The organism is Streptomyces sp. NPDC002574 (genome assembly GCF_042889545.1).
Taxonomy (GTDB): Bacteria; Actinomycetota; Actinomycetes; order Streptomycetales; family Streptomycetaceae; genus Actinacidiphila.
The window spans coordinates 483,063-499,672 of record NZ_JBIARB010000008.1; the positions used below are offsets into that span (position 1 = coordinate 483,063).

Sequence of the window (16,610 nt, forward strand, 5' to 3'; positions counted from 1 at the left end):
TCGCGCCACACGCCGTCGGACGGGGTCACCAACGAATTTCGAAGGAGAACGCCATGAAGCGCATCGCGAAGGCCGCGGCCCTGTCCGCAGTCGCCGGTGTGACCGTGCTCGGTGCCGCCACCGGCGCCGTCGCCGGCGGCCACGGCGGCGGCTTCGGCGGCCACGGCGGTGGCGGTGCCAACGCCCGGGCCGCCGCCATCGGCTCGCCCGGCATCCTGAGCGGCAACGTCGTCCAGGTGCCGGTCAACATCCCGATCAACATCTGCGGCAACGGCATCAACGCCGTGGCGCTGCTCAACCCGGTGGCCGGCAACGTCTGCGTCAACCGCTGACACCACGGAAACGGCGCGAGGGGCGTACCGGGATCGTCCGGTACGCCCCTCGGCGTTTGCCGGCTGTTCCGGCGGCGGCGTTCCCCGGGGAATTCAGCCCCGGGGAACGCCACCCTGGAGAATTCCGCCCCTGGAGAGACCGCTCACGCCGATTGCGCGGCCATTTCCTCGGCCAGCGCGGCCGCGAAGGAGTCCACGTCCTCCTCGGTGGTGTCGAACGAGCACATCCAGCGCACCTCGCCGGTGGCCTCGTCCCAGAAATAGAAGCGGTAGCGCTTCTGCAACCGCTCGCCGACCTCACGGGGCACCAGCGCGAAGACCGCGTTGGCCTGGACCGGCCGGACGACCGTCACCCCGTCCACCCCCCGTACCGCCGCCTCCAGGCGGCGGGCCATCGCGTTGGCGTGGCGGGCGCTGCGCAGCCACAGGTCCCCCGTGAGCAGCGCTTCGAACTGCACCGAGACGAAGCGCATCTTCGAGGCCAGCTGCATGGACAGCTTGCGCAGATGCTTCATCGCCCGGACCCGCTCCGGGTTCAGCACCACGACGCACTCGCCGAACAGCAGCCCGTTCTTGGTGCCGCCGAAGGAGAGCACGTCGACGCCCGCGTCGGTGGTGAACTCCCGCAGCGGCACGCCGAGGGTGGCGGCCGCGTTGGCGATCCGCGAGCCGTCGAGGTGAACGGCGAGACCGCGCTCGTGCGCGTGCTCGCAGATCGCCCGGATCTCCTCGGGCGAGTAGCAGGTGCCCAGCTCGGTGGTCTGGGTGATCGAGACGACCTGCGGCTGCGCGCGGTGCTCGTCGTCGAAGCCCCAGGCCTCCTGGTCGATCAGCTCGGGGGTGAGCTTGCCGTCCGGGGTCGCCACGGTGAGCAGCTTCAGGCCGCCCATGCGCTCCGGGGCGCCGCCCTCGTCCACGTGGATGTGGGCGGAGGCCGCGCAGATCACCGCGCCCCAGCGCTCGGTGAGCGCCTGCAGACCGACGACGTTGGCGCCGGTGCCGTTGAAGACCGGGAAAGCCTGCGCGCGCGGGCCGAAGTGGGCGCGGAAGACGTCCTGCAGGTGCAGGGTGTAATCGTCCTCGCCGTAGGCGACCTGGTGGCCGCCGTTGGCGAGGGCGATCGCCGCCAGCACCTCGGGGTGGACACCCGCGTAGTTGTCGCTCGCGAAGCCGCGTGTCCGCGGGTCGTGGTGGCGGACGGCGTCCGTACGGGCATCGGTCACGGGCGGGGTGTCAGCCACTGGCGGGTTCCGTTCACTTCCTCGGCGGGCCGGCTCCAGACGTCGGCGACGGCGTCGGCCAGCTCGGTCACATCGGTGAAGCCCGCGAACTTGGCGTTCGGGCGCTCCTTGCGCATCGCATCGTGCACGAGCGCCTTGATCACCAGGACGGTGGCGGCCGCGGTCGGCGCCTGCTCCCCCGCGGCCTTGCGGAAGGAGTCGCCGAGCGCCAGCGTCCAGGCCTCGGCGGCGGCCTTGGCGGCGGCGTACGCCGCGTTGCCCGCGGTGGGCTTGGTCGCGCCGGCCGCGCTGATCAGCACGTACCGCCCGGCGGGCGCGGCCAGCAGCGCGTCGTGGAAGGCGAGCGAGGTGTGCTGGACGGTGCGGATCAGCAGCTTCTCCAGGAAGTCCCAGTCCGCGAGGTCGGTCTCCGGGAAGGACGCGGAACCGCGCCAGCCACCCACGAGGTGGACCATCCCGTCGACGCGCCCGTGCTCCTTCTCGATCCGGCCGGCCCACTCCTTGGTCGCGGAGAGGTCCAGCAGGTCGACCACGTCGCCGGTGATGACGGCGCCGCCCGCGTCGAAACGCGCGAGGTCGACCGCCTCGGCGAGCCGCTCCGGATGGGCGTCCGCGCCGATCACCCGGGCCCCCGCGCGAGCGAGTCGCTGGAGGGTCGCGCGTCCGGCGGGCCCGCCGGCTCCCGCCACCGCGATCACGGACCCGGCCAGGGTCCCCCCGGCCGTCCCGCCTGTTTCCGTCATCCGCGCCGCCTCCTCCGCTGCGTCGGTCACGCCGCCACCCGGCCCGTGCCGTGGGCCGTGATGCCCTTGGTCGAGGCGATCACATCACGGAGCTTCTTGGCCAGGGCCTCGTAGAACATGCTCAGCGGAAACTCGTCCGGCAGCACCTCGTCGACGAGCTTGCGCGGCGGCAGGCCGAGGTCCAGGGCGTCCGGGCCCTTGGCCCACACCGAGCCGGGGTGCGGGGAGAGGTAGCCGGAGACGAGGTCGTAGGCGGCGAACCAGTGGACCAGCTTGGGGCGGTCGATGCCGTCCCGGTACAGCTTCTCGATCTCGCCGCAGAGCTGGTTGGTCACCTGCGGGGCGCGCTCCCAGTCGATGCGGAGCTTGTTGTCGGTCCAGCGCACCGCGTCGTGCTTGTGCAGGTAGGCGAAGAGCAGCTGGCCGCCGAGCCCGTCGTAGTTGCGGACGCGGTCGCCGGTGACCGGGAAGCGGAAGAGGCGGTCGAAGAGGATCGCGTACTGGAGGTAGCGGCCCATGCCGTGGCCCTCGGCCTCCAGTTTCACGGCCTCCTTGAAGGTCGTGAGGTCGCAGCGCAGCTCCTCCAGGCCGTACATCCAGAACGGCTGGCGCTGCTTGATCATGAAGGGGTCGAAGGGCAGGTCGCCATGGCTGTGGGTGCGGTCGTGGATCATGTCCCAGAGCACGAAGGTCTGCTGGCTGAGCTCCTGGTCGGCCAGCAGCTCCTCGGCGTCGTCGGGCAGCGCCACACCGAGGGTGTCCACGGCGGCGCGGCTCACGGCGCGGAAGCGGGCGGCCTCGCGGTCGCAGAAGATGCCGCCCCAGGTGAAGCGCTCGGGGGCCTCGCGCACGGCGACGGTCTCGGGGAAGAGCACCGCGGAGTTCGTGTCGTACCCGGGCGTGAAGTCCTCGAAGGTGATCGGCACGAAGAGCGGGTTGTCGTAGCGGGTGCGCTCCAGTTCGGACAGCCACTGCGGCCACACCACACGCAGCGCGACGGCCTCCAGGTTGCGGTCCGGGTTGCCGTTCTGGGTGTACATCGGGAACACCACGAGGTGCTCCAGGCCGTCGGTGCGCTCGGCGGCGGGGTGGAAGGACAGCAGGGAGTCCAGGAAGTCCGGGACCGCGTAGCCGCCGTCCGACCAGCGCCGCAGGTCCTTGACCAGGGCCTCGTGGTAGGCGGTGTCGTGCGGGAGCAGCGGGGAGAGTTCCTCCACGGCGCGGACCACGCGGTCCAGCGCGTTGTCGACGACGGCGCGCTGCGGCGCGTCCTGCGCGGAGAAGTCGATGGAGCCGTCCCCCAGCTGCCAGGGGCGGATCTCCTCCACCGCCTGCTTCAGGACCGCCCAGGCCGGGTGCCGGACAACACCGCCGCCGGACACACCGGTGCCGCTGGTGCCCGCGCTGTCGTTCGACGCCGTCGCCGGCGACAGGATTTCCGTCATGACCCCTCCTTCGCAGAAGAACCTCTTGTATGGCCACCGTATATAGGCCTGCTTCTTCCGTTCAAGTGGAGGCGGAGGAAAATCTTCCGCCCAGGGGCATCCTCGCCGCGATTCTTCCTGTCGACGGGCGCGCCGTTCACCCGGCGTTCGGCCCGCCGCCGCAAGGGCCCGCTAGGCTGCGCGATGTCCGTCGAATCTGCGCAAGCACCAGCACCGGAAGCGAACCGCTTTGAGCTTCTTCACCGTCGGTCACCGCGGTGTCATGGGCGTCGAGCCCGAGAACACCCTCCGCTCCTTCGTCCGCGCCGAGCGGGAGGGACTGGACCAGATCGAGCTCGACCTGCACCTCAGCAAGGACGGCGCCCTGATCGTCATGCACGACGAGAAGGTCGACCGCACCACCGACGGCTCCGGCTTCGTGTCCGACCTCACCCTGGAGGAGCTGCGCGGCCTCGACGCGGGCCGCGGCGAGCGCGTGCCGGTCTTCGAGGAGGTCGTCGACGCGGTCGCCAAGCCCATCCAGGCGGAGATCAAGGACGTCGCCGCCGCACACGTCCTCGCGGACGTGCTGCGCGAGCGCGACCTGGTCGAGCGGGTCGACGTGCTGTCGTTCCACGACGCGGCCCTCGCCGAGATCCGCGCGTGCCTGCCGGAGGCCCGCACCGTGCTGGTCGCCGAGGGCCCGATGGGCTCCGAGATCATCCCCCGCGCCCAGGCCGTCGGCGCCCGCCTCGTCAGCCTCAGCCTGCGGCGCATCAGCCTCGCCCTGGTGCAGGAGTGCCACCGCGCCGGCATCTCGGTGATCGCCTGGACGGTCAACACCCCGCGCGAGCTCGCCCTCGCCCACGCCCTCGGCCTGGACGGGGCGGTCACCGACGTCCCCGAGGTCAAGCGCGCGGTCGAGACCGGCCTCACGGACTGGTAGCCGCCGCCCGCCGCCGCGGCGGCCGGTCAGCCGAGCTTCTTCACCAGCAGCTCGAAGGCCAGGTCGTCACGGGTGGGCAGGCCGAAGCGGGCGTCGCCGTACGGGAAGGGGCTGATCGTGCCGGTGCGCTCGTAACCACGGCGCACGTACCAGGCGATCAGCTCCTCGCGCTGGGTGATCACGGTCATGTGCATCGCGTCGGCGCCCCATTCCTCGCGCGCGAAGCGCTCCGCCTCGGCCAGCACGACCCTGCCCAGGCCCCCGCCCTGCAGGCCCGGGCGGACGGCGAACATCCCGAAGTAGGCGTGCCCGTCCCGGTTCTCCACCTGGCAGCAGGCCACGAGCTCGCCGTCCGACTCGACCACGACCATCCGGCTCCGCTCCCCGTCGACGACGGCCCCGACGCCCTCGGGGTCGGTGCGCCGGCCCTCCAGGAGGTCCGCCTCGGTCGTCCATCCGGCCCGGCTCGCGTCGCCGCGGTACGCCGACTCGATGAGCGCGACGAGTGCCGGCACGTCGGCGGTGGTCGCGGTGCGGAACTCGGGGGTGACGACGGGCTGTGCGCTCTCCATGACGGGGTCCTCTCGGGTGCGGCGGGTCGTCCCGAGGCTAGCCGGTCACCGCGGGTGGGGGTGCGAAACCCCTGGCCGCCACGTACGAGACGAACTCCGCGGGCGGCGCGCAGCCGTGCACCCCGACCCAGTGCTCCCACGCCAGGTCCCAGGTCCACCTGCCGTCCGTCGCCAGGCCGGGCCGGATCGTGTCGTGCGGGTCCTGCGCCAGCGGGTCCGGTGCCCAGCCCACCGCGATGACGACGACGCTGCCCCCGGCCAGGTAGCGGGCCAGGGGGTCCCGCAGTTCCCCGGCGAGGCTCCCGGGCACCAGCTCGACCTCTGGCGCGTCCGGGATCTCGCCGGCCTCCGCCAACTCGGCGCCGTCGGCCGGGAACGGGGCACGGGCGAACACCGGCCGGCCCTGCGCGGCGGGGTTGGCGGGCCAGCGGGCGTCCCAGCTCCCGAGCTCGTCCGGCTCGTCGCGGTCCTTCCGCACAGCCGGTTCCGCCACCCGCAAGGACGCGGAGAAACCGGCGTCCTCCAGACATGCGGCCAGCAGGGACAACTCCACCTCGGAACCCTTCACGCCGTCGCCCGCCAGGACGCGCAGGCGGGAGCGGACCTCGGAGAGCGGCACACCGAACAGTTCACGGACGGTCTTGAGCGCGGCCGCCCCCGCGCCACCGGGCCGCGGCTCCGCGCGCAGCACCGCCTCCCCGTGGGCGGCGATCAGCGCGTCCCGCACGTACCACGGGATCTCACCGCTTCCGCACTCCGCGCTCCGGTCCCCGCAGGCCGCGCAACCGCCCTCCACGCTCCAGTGCAGAACGCCGTCGATGACGATCGCGCCGCTCGCGTAACGGGCTTCGCCACCGCACCCGGGACACGTCCGGTACAGCGGGGCGATCGAGCCGGGACCGTGAGCCATGCGGTCAGCGTGCCGGACGGCGGCCCGACGTGTCAGGCGGTTTTCCCGGGGTCTCGTGGGTAGCTTCGCGCCCATGGTGAACGTACTGAGCAGCAGGGTCCTGTTGCGCCCCACGGATCCGGAGCGCTCGCGGGCCTTCTACCGGGACGACCTCGGGCTCGCGATCCACCGGGAGTTCGGGCCCCGCGAGACGCGCGGCACGGTGTTCTTCCTCGGCGGGGGCTTCCTGGAGGTCTCCGGCCACGCCGGAGGACCGCCGGCGCCGGGCCTGCAACTCTGGCTCCAGGTGCCGGACGTGGCAGCGGCCCGTGCCGAGCTGGCGGAACGCGGCGTGCGCGTGGTGCGGGAGCCGCTCAAGGAACCGTGGGGGCTGCTGGAGATGTGGATCGAGGATCCGGACGGGGTGCGCATCTGCGTCGTGGAGGTGCCGGAGGACCATCCGCTCAGGTACCGGCCGTGACCGGTGGCGGGAGGGCGACCTCGGCCCAGATGGTCTTCCCGTCGGGCCGTTGCCTGGTGCCCCAGCGCTCGGCGAGCTGCGACACGATGAACAGCCCGCGCCCGCCCTCGTCGAACATCCGGGCCCGGCGCAGGTGGGGGGCGGTGTTGCTGCTGTCGGACACCTCGCAGATCAGGGTGTCCTGGCGGATGAGGCGCAGCTGCACGGGTCCCGCGCCGTAGCGGATGGCATTGGTGACCAGCTCGCTGACGACCATCTCCGTGGTGAACACGAGCTCTTCGAGGTCCCAGCCGGCCAGCCGGGACGAGGCGAGGTCGCGGGCGCGGGCGACCTCCGCGAGGTCGTCCGTCAGGTCCCACGCGGCGGCGTGCGTCGCGTCGAATTCCCGGGTGCGGGCGATGACGAGGGCGACGTCGTCCCGCGAACCGCCGCCGATCTGCGTGTTCAGGACGTGGTCGCACATGTCCTCCAGGGAGGACATCGGCTCGGACAGGGCTTTCCTGAGGCGTCCCAGTCCTTCGTCGAGACTGCGCCCGGGGGACTCGATGAGGCCGTCGGTGTAGAGGGCGAGGACGGTGCCCTCAGGCAGGTCCAGTTCGGCGGTCTCGAAGGGAAGTCCGCCCACGCCCAGCGGAGGACCCGCAGGGATGTCGAGGAACTCGACGTCCGATCCGGGACCGACCACGGCGGGTGGCGGGTGGCCGGCGCGAGCGGCCACGCAGTGGCACGAGATCGGGTCGTAGATCATGTACAGGCAGGTCGCGACGATGCCTCCGGTGTCCGACCGCGGATCGCCGCTCCCGTCCCGGGTACGCCCCATCTCCTCCCGGAACCGCGTGACGACGTCGTCGAGGTGGGTCAGCAGTTCGTCGGGCGGCAGGTCCACGTCGGCGAGCGTGCGCACCGCTGCACGCAGCCTCCCCATCGTCGCCGAGGCCTGCACTCCGTGCCCGACCACGTCCCCCACCACGAGGGCGACCCGGGCCCCCGAGAGCGGGATGACGTCGTACCAGTCGCCGCCCACGCCCGCGCGCGCTCCCGCGGGCACGTAGCGGGTCGCCGCCTCCACCGCCGGCTGCTCGGCCACCACTCGTGGCAGGAGGCTCCGCTGGAGGGCGAGGGACGTGTTGCGCTCGCGGGTGTAGCGGCGGGCGTTGTCCACGCACACCGCGGCCCGCGCCCCGATCTCCGCGGCCAGGAGCAGGTCGTCGGCGTCGAAGGGGGCTCGGCTGCGGGAGCGGGTGAACAGCGCGGCGCCGAGGGTGACCCCCCGCGCGCGAAGAGGTACCACCAGCGCGGAGTACGGCGCGTTGGTGTCCGCCGTGTCGGTGATCTCCGTCATCACGGGCTCGCCGGTCATCAGGCCGGGAGCCGCCGCCGATCCCTCGCACTGGACGACGACATCGCCGGTCCGCACACCCCCCAGGGGCAGGGCCGAGCCCGACCGGGCGGTGCGGCGAAGCGTGATCCGGTCCCGCCCGGGTCCGAGAACCGGTTCCTCACCCAGGAGTACGCAGTCGAAGAGGTCCACGGCGGCGTGGTCCGCGAAGCCGCGCACGGCGACGTCGGCCAGTTCCTCGGCGGTTCGCGCCGCGTCGAGGGTGCTGCCGACGCTCGCGCTGGCCTCGCTGAGCAGCGCGAGGCGCTCGCGGGCGATCACCAGGCGTCCGAAGCGTCTCTCCCCCGCGACACGGATCCGGCAGACGACGAGGCTGATGACCAGCGCGGCGGCTTGCGCCGTGATGACCGTGACCTGGCTGGTGGGCCCGATCCAAGGGAAGAAGAATCCGTAGACCACGACCGCGGCGACCAGGTTGAACAGTCCCACGATCAGCGTCCGGCGCACCGACAGCAGTGCGCTCGCCACCACCGGGATCAGCACGGCGTACTCGGCGATGCCCATGACGCGCAGGCCCGCCGCGTTCACGCCCGCTCCCAGCCCTGAGACCAGCACAACGCTCAGCAGCAGGATGGCGAAGCTTCTGTCGTCCCGGACCAGTCGCACGCGGGACACCTCCCATGGCCCAGGGCGGGGGCTTGTGGCAGCCCCTCGCGCCGGAGCCGATCGCCGGAGCCGATTGCAGGAGTCCTCCACCCTGTGCCTGCCCCGCCCCGGTCGCCCCCACCCCCGCGCCGCCGAACGGCCCGGGGGCCGGCACCCGGTCCGGGCCGCCTGGCGGGGGTTAACGTAAATGAGTGGAGATATTCCATCTGCGCTATTTCGTCGCCGTCGCGGAGGAGCTGAACTTCTCGGCGGCGGCGCGCCGGCTGCACATGGCCACGTCGCCGCTCAGCCAGCGGATCAAGGACCTGGAGCACGAACTCGACCACCGGCTGTTCGACCGTGACACCCACAGCGTCACGCTCACGCGGGCCGGCGAGGCGCTGCTCCCGATCGCGCGGGACGTGCTGGAGCAGATCAACTCCGTTCCGTGGCGGCTGCGCGAGGCCACGTCGTCGGGGCGCGGCACCATGTTCGTGGGCATTCCGCTGGGGGTGCACCCCCGAGTGCGCGACCTCGCCGACACGCTTCGCGAGCGGGTCTGCGAGAGGTACGAGCTGATGTGCTGGCCGGGCTCCTCCCGAGCGTTGATCACCGGCGTGAGCGAGGGCAGGCTGGCGCTCGCGCTGGTGCGGCTGCCGGTGGGCGATCCGGCACTCGAGCTGCTGCCCGTCATGACCGAGAGGCTGGGCGCGGTGGTGCCCGCCGACCGGTTCGCCGGACGGGACTGCGTGGCGCTGGCCGAACTGGCCGACCTCAGCTTCATCGTCGCCCCCAAGGAAGGCCGACCCGCGTACTTCGACGAGCTCGACCGGGAGATGTTCGAGCGGGGGGTCAGGAAACGCATCGACCTGACCGACACCGACTACTCCGGTATCGCCGAGATAGTGTCGAGCGGAATGGCCTTCTACTTCTCCCTGCTCAATCCGGAGAGTCCCCTGCACGGTTATGCCAGGAAGAACACACGGGTCCTGCCGTTCACCGACTTCGAGCGACGCCTGGAGACCGTCCTGATCTGGCGCCGCGACCGGGGCCGCGACGGCGATCTCGACGAACTCGTCGCCATGGCCCGGAAGGTCTTCGCCGAACCGCTGCACGTCTGAGCCGGGGAACGGTTCGCGGCGGCCCCCCCGGGTCCGCCGTGTTCCGCGGCGCAGCGCTCAGCGCACCGTCTGCACTTCCGCCGTGGCGGGGATCGCTCCCTGCGCGCGCAACTCCTCGACCTCCGCGGTGTCGAATCCCAGCTCGGCGAGGATCTCGTCGTTGTGCTCGCCGAGGTCGGGCGCCCGCTTCGCCGGCACCTTCGGCACCCCGCGGAGGGTGACGGGGCTGTTGACGGTGTGGTCCAGCCCGGTGACCCCTTCGATCGGCACGACGATGTCGTTCGCGCGCAGTTGCGGGTCCTGCGCGGCCTCCTCCGGCGTCTGGATGAGGCTGTAGTTGATGCGTTCCCGGGCCAGGGCGTCCTTCCAGTCGGCGAAGGGCCGCGAGCAGAACGCCTCGTCGAGCAGTCGGGCCAGATCGGCGGCGTTCTTGGCGAAGCCCTCGAGGTCCGTGAAGCGGGGGTCCTCGGCCAGTTCGGGGCGGTCGATGGCACGGGCGAGTGCCGGCCAGTGCACGGACGAGCTCGCCAGCATGAACCAGCGGCCGTCGGCCGTGCGGTAGGGATTGGTCAGCGCGTTCGCCGGCACGGTGCGGTCGTGCAGCTCGAACGGCGTGCCCCCGGCGAGGGCGCCGGCCACGAGCGTGCCGGTGGCCCAGACGCCCGTGGCGAGCAGTGACGTCCCGACGTCGGCCCCTTGTCCCGTCCGCTCGCGGCGGTACAGGGCCGTCGCGATCGCCGCGTAGATGGCGACCGCCGACGAGTAGTCGCCGCTGCCCCAGACCGGCACCGTCGGCGGGGCTCCCGCGTCCCGGGTGGAGGCCAGCAGTCCGCTGCGCGACCAGAAGGCGGTCAGGTCGAAGCCCGGCTGCCTGGCGTCGGGGCCGGCGTCCCCGAAGCCGGTGAGGTCGGCGTAGACGACCCGCGGGTTCCAGCCCGCGACCTCCTCGTAGCCGAGGTGCAGCTTCTCGCGCGTGCCGTGCGGGAAGTTGGTGATCACCACGTCCGCCCACTCGACGAGGCGCTTGAGTATCCCGGTGGTCGCCGGGGACTTCAGGTTCATCACCATGCCGCGCTTGTTGCGGTTGGCGAGATGCCAGCCGTAGTTGGCCTGCGCCACGGGGCTGGGCGGCACGGAACTCAGCAGCCGCTGCGGGTCGCCCCTTCCCGGGGGCTCGATCTTGATGACGTCCGCTCCGAAGTCGGAGAGCATGGTGGCCGCTGCCGGTCCCGCGATGTAGGTCGCCACGTCGAGGACCTTCAGGCCGGTGAAGACGGATTCGGTGGTCATGTCCGTCACCCCACGAAGGCGCTGTGGCCGGTGATGGACTTGCCGACGATGAGGGTCTGCATCTGGTGGGTGCCCTCGTAGGAGTACAGGGCCTCGGCGTCGGCGAAGAACCGGGCGATGTCGTAGTCGAGGAGGATTCCGTTGCCGCCGAAGAGCTCGCGGCACCAGGAGACGACCTCGCGCATACGGGCCGCGACGTACTCCTTGGCGAGTGCGGACTGCTCGTCGCGGTACACGCCCGCGTCCTGGAGCCGGGCGAGCTGCACCAGCATGCCCCAGCAGGCGGTGATGTTGCCCAGGCTCTTGACCAGGAGGTCCTGCATCAGCTGGAACCCGGCGATCGGGCGGCCGAAGGCGACGCGCTGCTTGGCGTACTCGAGCGCGAGCTCGTAGGCGCCGATCATGACGCCCAGCGACTGCCAGGCCACGCCGCCGCGGGTCCGGCGCAGGACCTCGCCGACGTCCCGGAAGCCCTTCATGTTGTGCAGCCGGTTCGCCTCCGGCACCCGGCAGTCGGTCAGGGTGATCTCGGCGTTCTGCACGATCCGGAGCGCGATCTTGCCCTCGATCTTCGCCGGCGAGAAGCCGGGGGTGCCCTTCTCGACGACGAAGGCCTTGACCTTGTTGTCGTCGACGTCACGGGCGAAGACCACGGTGTAGTCGGCGAAGGTGGCGTTGCCGATCCACTTCTTGGCGCCGTTGATGACCCAGGTGTCGCCCTCGCGCCTGGCGGTGGTGCGCATGCCGCCGGAGACGTCGGAGCCGCCGAGCGGCTCGGTCAGCGCGAACGCGCCGATCTTCTCCATCGTGGCCATGGCGGGCAGGAACCGGTCGCGCTGCTCCTGGTCGCCGCCGTAGTAGATGGAGTAGAAGCCGAGGCCGTTGTGGACGCCGAAGAAGGTGGCGGTCGAGGCGTCGACGCGGCCGAGTTCCACGGCGAGCATCCCGCTGAGCAGGTGGCTGACGGCCGGCTTGTGCGCGCCGTAGCCCTCGTAGGGCATCGCGGCCAGTCCGCTGCTCCGGAACTTCTCGATGTACTCGGTGGGGAACTCGGCCTTGGCCCAGTACTCGTTGACCAGCGGCTTGATCTCCTTGCACAGGAACGCGCGGGCCCCGAGCAGGATCTCGAGCTCCTCGCCGGACAGCAGCGACTGGTACATGTAGAAGTCGGCCTCCAACTGGTCGTCCACCTGGGTGAGGGGCGTGACGTCGGTGGTCATGTCAGTTCTCCTTGTCGTGCTGTGTACGGCGGACGTCGTCCAGAGCGGCCAGGACGGCGAGTTGCCTGCGGTCGCGGGCTTCGGCGAGCTCGGTGTACGGCGTGGCGGCGTAGGCCTTCTCCACCGCTTCGATGACGCGCTCCCGGTCCTGCGGGTCCTGCGAGGGCTGCCCGAGGTCCAGTTGCTGCATGGCCTGGCCGATGTGCGCGCTCATGTGGCGGTAGCCGCCGGGGCCGCCGCCCAGGTGCGAGCCGAGGAACGGCCCCACCGCGGACCAGCGGATGCCGAGCGAGTGGGTGACGACGGTGTCCAGGTCCTCGGGCGAGATCACTCCCTGCTGGACGAGGTGGACGGCCTCGCGGCTGAGCGCGCTCTGCAGCCGGTTGCCCACGAAGCCGGGTATCTCCTGGCGTTCGACGACGGGCGTACGGCCCACCGCGGTGTAGAAGTCGACGGCCGCGTGCACGGCCTCCTCGGTGGTGCGCTCGCCGGGTACGACCTCGACGAGCGGCATGAGGTGGGGCGGGTTGAAGGGGTGTCCCACGAGGACGCGGCCGGCGTCCTCCAGCTCAGCGCTGAACGCGGTCGCCGGGATCGCCGACGACGAGCTCAGCAGCAGTGCGTGTCCGGGGGTCTCCCGGATCAGCCGGGCGAACAATTCCTTCTTGAATTCGACGCGCTCGGGCCCGTTCTCCTGCACGACGTCCGCGTCGCGGACGGCTTCGGTGACGTCGGCCGCGAGGTGCACGCGGCCGGCGAGACCGTCGGTGTCCAGGCCCTGGGCGGCCAGGTGCGGGGCGAACTCGGCGAGCGCCTCGTCGGTCGCGTCCTTCAGGTCGGGGCGGGGGTCGCTGACCTGGACGGTCAGTCCGTGTGCGGCGAACAGTGCTGTCCAGGACAGTCCGATGGTGCCTGCGCCGATGACGGCGGCGGTGCGGAAGGGGCGTGTCATCGCCCGTCCTCCTTCGCGGAGTCGAGGGCCGGCGCGCCAAGGCGGACGCCGGGCCGGGCGGGATTCCGCCACCGTGGCCGTCCACTGCGCGCTCTCTCATTTCACACCCAACGCTAAAGGCGGGCAACGCCGGACGGAATTATCGAACCGGAAACGGCGACGTGACCGCAGCGGTCACACCGTTTCGGAATTTCCCCGGCGGTGCTTTCCTTGAATTAACTCGCGCCCTTTCTCTCGACAATTCCTTGCCCCGGGTGAATGCTTCGTGCGGCCGAAATTCCGCCCGCGGCGCACGGGGCCACCGGGCGCTGATTGGCCCTCGACCCGGAACATCACGCCGGGGAGACTGAACATCCGCCGTACTGGAGGAGTTGTGATGCAGGTAGCCGTGGTCACCTTCGACGGGTTCAACGAACTCGACAGCTTCATCGCGTCCGCGTTGATCAACCGGTGCCGCAAGGACGGTTTGGAAGCCTTCATCACGACCCCGACGCCGGTCGTCACGTCGATGAACGGCGTCGAGGTGAGCGGCCAGCGGCCCATGGATTTCGTGACCGAGGCCGACGTCGTCCTGATCGGCAGCGGTGTGAAGGCGCGCGAGGTCGCCGCCGACGAGCGGCTGCTCTCCCTGCTGCCGCTCGACCCTTCACGGCAGCTGGTCGGTGCGCAGTGCTCGGGTGCGCTGGTGCTGGCGCGGCTCGGCCTGCTGGGGGACATGCCGGTGTGCACGGACTCCAAGACCCGGCCCTTTGTCGAAGCCCTCGATGTGACCGTGCTGGACGCGCCGTTCCACGCGGAGGGGAACATCGCCACGGCCGGGGCCTGCCTGGCGTCGCAGTACCTCGCCACCTGGGTTATGCACCGGGCGCTCGGGGAGGACGCCGTACGCGAGGTCATCGGCTACGTGGCCCCGGTCGGCGAGAGCCAGGAGACCGTCGAGCGCGCCCTTCGGGCCGTCCGCGCTGGCGAGGTCGCGCTGAGCTGACGCCCCGCGACCGGCTCAGATACCGGTCGTGACGCCCGTCTCCGCGCAGGCCTCGGCGAGGCGGCGCACGCCGTCGGCGATCTCGTCGGTCCCGGTGGTGTCGGCGAAGCTGAGGCGGACGTACGGGGCCGGGGCCTCGGCGGCGAAGTAGGGGCGGCCGGGGGCGACGGCGGTGCCCGCGCGCAGCGCGGCGGCGGCGAGCACGGTCTCGTCGGTGCCGTCGGGCAGGCGCAGCCAGAACTGGTAGCCGCCGCTGGGCGCCCGGACGCCGGCGGCGAGCGCGGGCAGCCGGCGGTGGAGGGCGCCGAGCATCGCGTCGCGGCGCTCGCGCAGCCCCGAGGAGACCGCGCGCAGGTGGCGGGGCCAGGCGGGGGCGCCGACGAGTTCGAGGGTGGCCTCCTGCAAGGGCCGGGGCACGAAGAAGCTGTCGACGACCTGGATCGCGCGCAGGCGTTCCATGACCGGCCCGCGGGCGACGAGCGCGCCGACCCGCAGGCTGGGCGCGGTCGGTTTGGTCAGCGAGGTCACGTGCACGACCGCGCCGTACGGGTCGTCGGCGACGAGCGGGGGCGGCAGCGGCCCGCCGTGGCCGAGGCGGCGCGCGAAGTCGTCCTCGATGACGAACGCGCCGGCGGCATGCGCGATCTCGACGACGCGGCGGCGCCGGCCGGGGGCGAGTACGGCGCCGGTCGGGTTCTGGAACAGCGGCTGGCAGAAGAAGACCCGGGCGCCGGTCGCGGCGAAGGCCTCGGCCAGCAGATCGGGCCGTACCCCGTCGTCGTCCATGGGCACCGGCACCGGACGCAGTCCCGCGGCGCGGGCGACGGCCAGGGCGCCCGGGTAGGTCGGTGACTCCACGAGTACCGGTGCGCCGGGCGGTGCGAGGGCCCGCAGGGCGGTGGTGAGCGCGGCCTGTCCGCCCGCGGTGACCAGGACGTGGGCGGGGCCGAAGTCGCCGCCGGGGCCGCCGGTCTCGCGGGCGAACCAGCTGCGCAGCGCGGTCAGTCCCTCCAGCGGGGGCCGCTCCCAGGCACCGGGGCGGCGGGCGGCGCGGGCGAGGGCGGCGCCGAGTGCCTGCTCGGGCTGGAGGGAGGGGTGCAGATAGCCGCCGTTGAAGGCGATGACGCCGGGCGGCGGCACCGCCAGGCTCGTGGTGACCCCGGAGGCGTCGACCACCCGCGGCGCGGGTTCGCCGTGCTGCTCCTCGGCCGTGAGGGCCACCTGCTGCCAGGAGGTGTCGACGGCGCGGGCGTCCCCGGCCCGTCCGGGTGCGCGGTAGGCCCCGGCGCCGGGCCGGGTGACGACGAGCCCTTCCGCGGCCAGCGCGGCGAGGGCGCGGGAGACGGTGACCGGGGAGACGCCGAACCGTTCGACCAGGACGCGACTGGACGGCAGTTTCTCACCCGGGGAGTAGCGGAGGAGGTCGCTCCTGAGGGATTCTGCGAGATTCCCCGAACTGCTACCGTCGTTCATGACAGCACAGAATAGCGCTACTCTGCCCCCGCCGATAGCGGTCGACGGTCCCGGAACGCGGGACGGAGCGGGCGCCGGCACCGTTCTCGGCGGCACGGCCCTGGCCGGCCTCGGCGTCGCCGCCTTCTCCCTCACCTTCCCCGCCACGCACTGGGCGCTGACCGGATTCGGCCCCTGGACGGCGGCGACGGTCCGGGGCGTCCTCGCGGCCGTCGTCGCCGGTGTGTACCTGGCTCTCGCGCGCGTACCGGTGCCGGAGCGGCGGCACTGGGCGGGGCTCGCGGTCGTGGCGGCCGGGGTCGTGCTCGGCTTCCCGCTGCTGACGACGCTGGCGCTGCGCACCACCGGCACCTCGCACGCCGCCGTCGTGGTCGGCGCGCTGCCGCTGGTCACCGCCGCGCTCGCCGCCGTGCGCGTGGGGGCGCGGCCCTCGCCGCTGTTCTGGACCGCGGCCGTCGCGGGCGGGGCGGTCGTGGTGGGGTTCGCGCTCTGGCAGGGCGGGGGCGCCCCGACGACCGGCGACCTCTTCCTCTTCGCGTCGCTGGTGGTGTGCGCGGCGGGCTACGTGGAGGGCGGCCGGCTGGCCTCCGTGATGCCCGGCTGGCAGGTGATCGGCTGGGCGCTCGTGGGGGCGCTGCCGCTGACCGTACCCGCGACCGTGGTCGCGCTGACCGCGGAACCGGCGCACGCGGACGCGCGGGCCGTCGCCGGGCTGGTCTGGGTGTCGCTGGTGTCGCAGTTCCTCGGGCTCATGGTCTGGTACCGCGGGATGGCCGCGATCGGTGTCGCGCGCGCCAGCCAACTGCAACTGGCGCAGCCGCTGCTGACGCTCGTCTGGGCGGCCGCGCTGCTGGACGAGGACCTGGGCGGGCTGACCGCGCCGGCGGCGGTGGCGGTCCTGGTGTGCGTCGCCGTGACGCAGCGCGCCCGCAGCTGATCCCGGGCCGCGCCCCCCTA

16 protein-coding genes are annotated in these 16,610 nt (G+C 72.2%); 6 read left to right on the plus strand and 10 right to left on the minus strand.

Annotated features, from left to right (window positions below):
* Positions 1-53: 53 nt before the first annotated feature.
* Positions 54-332, plus strand: coding sequence for a chaplin (locus ACFYXS_RS22330; RefSeq protein ID WP_389250753.1), 279 nt, complete (start codon positions 54-56; stop codon positions 330-332).
* Positions 333-475: 143 nt separating this feature from the next.
* Here ACFYXS_RS22330 and ACFYXS_RS22335 read toward each other — a convergent pair whose 3' ends face one another.
* From ACFYXS_RS22335 to ACFYXS_RS22345, 3 genes are read right to left on the minus strand one after another with little or no spacing between them, the layout of a single operon-like run.
* Positions 476-1,573: a threonine aldolase family protein gene (locus ACFYXS_RS22335; protein ID WP_389250755.1), complete on the minus strand. Its 1,098-nt coding sequence runs from the start codon at positions 1,571-1,573 to the stop codon at positions 476-478.
* Complete coding sequence (locus ACFYXS_RS22340) at positions 1,552-2,316, minus strand: SDR family oxidoreductase (protein ID WP_389250864.1); 765 nt, start codon at positions 2,314-2,316, stop codon at positions 1,552-1,554. Before ACFYXS_RS22340 ends, ACFYXS_RS22335 begins: the two co-directional genes overlap by 22 nt.
* A 26-nt stretch (positions 2,317-2,342) precedes the next feature.
* Positions 2,343-3,761 carry a DUF6421 family protein gene (locus ACFYXS_RS22345; protein WP_389250757.1) on the minus strand — a complete coding sequence of 473 codons (1,419 nt, stop codon included), beginning with the start codon at positions 3,759-3,761 and terminating at the stop codon, positions 2,343-2,345.
* A 229-nt stretch (positions 3,762-3,990) separates the two neighbouring features.
* Here ACFYXS_RS22345 and ACFYXS_RS22350 point away from each other — a divergent pair, with 229 nt between their 5' ends.
* Positions 3,991-4,686, plus strand: a complete 696-nt coding sequence (locus ACFYXS_RS22350; protein WP_389250759.1) for a glycerophosphodiester phosphodiesterase — start codon at positions 3,991-3,993, stop codon at positions 4,684-4,686.
* A gap of 26 nt (positions 4,687-4,712) precedes the next feature.
* Here ACFYXS_RS22350 and ACFYXS_RS22355 read toward each other — a convergent pair whose 3' ends face one another.
* Together ACFYXS_RS22355 and ACFYXS_RS22360 are read right to left on the minus strand one after the other, a co-directional pair.
* A complete protein-coding gene (locus ACFYXS_RS22355; protein ID WP_389250761.1) occupies positions 4,713-5,258 on the minus strand; it encodes a GNAT family N-acetyltransferase in 546 nt (181 codons plus the stop codon).
* 37 nt (positions 5,259-5,295) lie between these two features.
* Positions 5,296-6,168 carry a hypothetical protein gene (locus ACFYXS_RS22360; protein ID WP_389250763.1) on the minus strand — a complete coding sequence of 291 codons (873 nt, stop codon included), beginning with the start codon at positions 6,166-6,168 and terminating at the stop codon, positions 5,296-5,298.
* A 73-nt stretch (positions 6,169-6,241) separates the two neighbouring features.
* On the opposite strand from ACFYXS_RS22360, the gene ACFYXS_RS22365 reads away from it, so the two are divergent.
* Entirely contained in the window at positions 6,242-6,628 is a 387-nt protein-coding gene (locus ACFYXS_RS22365; RefSeq protein WP_389250765.1) for a VOC family protein, read from the plus strand.
* Here the strand turns inward: ACFYXS_RS22365 and ACFYXS_RS22370 are convergent.
* The gene (locus ACFYXS_RS22370) at positions 6,612-8,633 is read right to left on the minus strand and encodes a SpoIIE family protein phosphatase (RefSeq protein WP_389250767.1); all 2,022 of its coding nucleotides are present in this window, start codon (positions 8,631-8,633) and stop codon (positions 6,612-6,614) included. The two genes, ACFYXS_RS22365 and ACFYXS_RS22370, sit on opposite strands and share 17 nt — an antisense overlap.
* 191 nt (positions 8,634-8,824) lie before the next feature.
* On the opposite strand from ACFYXS_RS22370, the gene ACFYXS_RS22375 reads away from it, so the two are divergent.
* Positions 8,825-9,733 carry a LysR family transcriptional regulator gene (locus tag ACFYXS_RS22375; protein WP_389250769.1) on the plus strand — a complete coding sequence of 303 codons (909 nt, stop codon included), beginning with the start codon at positions 8,825-8,827 and terminating at the stop codon, positions 9,731-9,733.
* 57 nt (positions 9,734-9,790) lie between these two features.
* Here the strand turns inward: ACFYXS_RS22375 and ACFYXS_RS22380 are convergent, their stop codons facing one another.
* From ACFYXS_RS22380 to ACFYXS_RS22390, 3 genes are read right to left on the minus strand one after another with little or no spacing between them, the layout of a single operon-like run.
* Positions 9,791-11,023: a CaiB/BaiF CoA transferase family protein gene (locus ACFYXS_RS22380; protein ID WP_389250771.1), complete on the minus strand. Its 1,233-nt coding sequence runs from the start codon at positions 11,021-11,023 to the stop codon at positions 9,791-9,793.
* A gap of 5 nt (positions 11,024-11,028) precedes the next feature.
* Positions 11,029-12,243 (minus strand): acyl-CoA dehydrogenase family protein, encoded by a 1,215-nt coding sequence (locus ACFYXS_RS22385; RefSeq protein WP_389250773.1) that lies wholly within the window; start codon positions 12,241-12,243, stop codon positions 11,029-11,031.
* A gap of 1 nt (position 12,244) precedes the next feature.
* Positions 12,245-13,195 carry a 3-hydroxyacyl-CoA dehydrogenase NAD-binding domain-containing protein gene (locus ACFYXS_RS22390; protein ID WP_389250775.1) on the minus strand — a complete coding sequence of 317 codons (951 nt, stop codon included), beginning with the start codon at positions 13,193-13,195 and terminating at the stop codon, positions 12,245-12,247.
* Positions 13,196-13,571: 376 nt separating this feature from the next.
* On the opposite strand from ACFYXS_RS22390, the gene ACFYXS_RS22395 reads away from it, so the two are divergent.
* On the plus strand, positions 13,572-14,180 hold the full coding sequence (locus ACFYXS_RS22395) for a DJ-1/PfpI family protein (protein WP_389250777.1): 609 nt from the start codon (positions 13,572-13,574) through the stop codon (positions 14,178-14,180).
* Positions 14,181-14,195: 15 nt separating this feature from the next.
* Here ACFYXS_RS22395 and ACFYXS_RS22400 read toward each other — a convergent pair whose 3' ends face one another.
* Positions 14,196-15,653 (minus strand): PLP-dependent aminotransferase family protein, encoded by a 1,458-nt coding sequence (locus tag ACFYXS_RS22400; protein WP_389250779.1) that lies wholly within the window; start codon positions 15,651-15,653, stop codon positions 14,196-14,198.
* Here ACFYXS_RS22400 and ACFYXS_RS22405 point away from each other — a divergent pair.
* On the plus strand, positions 15,652-16,590 hold the full coding sequence (locus ACFYXS_RS22405) for a DMT family transporter (protein ID WP_389250781.1): 939 nt from the start codon (positions 15,652-15,654) through the stop codon (positions 16,588-16,590). The genes ACFYXS_RS22400 and ACFYXS_RS22405 overlap by 2 nt on opposite strands.
* The last annotated feature ends 20 nt before the right edge of the window (positions 16,591-16,610 follow it).

Coding starts and splice junctions, on each gene's coding strand:
- ACFYXS_RS22400 (WP_389250779.1), bottom strand. CDS start 15,653: ATGAACGACGGTAGCAGTTCGGGGAATCTCGCAGAATCCCTCAGGAGC.
- ACFYXS_RS22355 (WP_389250761.1), bottom strand. CDS start 5,258: ATGGAGAGCGCACAGCCCGTCGTCACCCCCGAGTTCCGCACCGCGACC.
- ACFYXS_RS22360 (WP_389250763.1), bottom strand. CDS start 6,168: ATGGCTCACGGTCCCGGCTCGATCGCCCCGCTGTACCGGACGTGTCCC.
- ACFYXS_RS22365 (WP_389250765.1), top strand. CDS start 6,242: ATGGTGAACGTACTGAGCAGCAGGGTCCTGTTGCGCCCCACGGATCCG.
- ACFYXS_RS22395 (WP_389250777.1), top strand. CDS start 13,572: ATGCAGGTAGCCGTGGTCACCTTCGACGGGTTCAACGAACTCGACAGC.
- ACFYXS_RS22380 (WP_389250771.1), bottom strand. CDS start 11,023: ATGACCACCGAATCCGTCTTCACCGGCCTGAAGGTCCTCGACGTGGCG.
- ACFYXS_RS22330 (WP_389250753.1), top strand. CDS start 54: ATGAAGCGCATCGCGAAGGCCGCGGCCCTGTCCGCAGTCGCCGGTGTG.
- ACFYXS_RS22390 (WP_389250775.1), bottom strand. CDS start 13,195: ATGACACGCCCCTTCCGCACCGCCGCCGTCATCGGCGCAGGCACCATC.
- ACFYXS_RS22345 (WP_389250757.1), bottom strand. CDS start 3,761: ATGACGGAAATCCTGTCGCCGGCGACGGCGTCGAACGACAGCGCGGGC.
- ACFYXS_RS22385 (WP_389250773.1), bottom strand. CDS start 12,243: ATGACCACCGACGTCACGCCCCTCACCCAGGTGGACGACCAGTTGGAG.
- ACFYXS_RS22405 (WP_389250781.1), top strand. CDS start 15,652: ATGACAGCACAGAATAGCGCTACTCTGCCCCCGCCGATAGCGGTCGAC.
- ACFYXS_RS22340 (WP_389250864.1), bottom strand. CDS start 2,316: ATGACGGAAACAGGCGGGACGGCCGGGGGGACCCTGGCCGGGTCCGTG.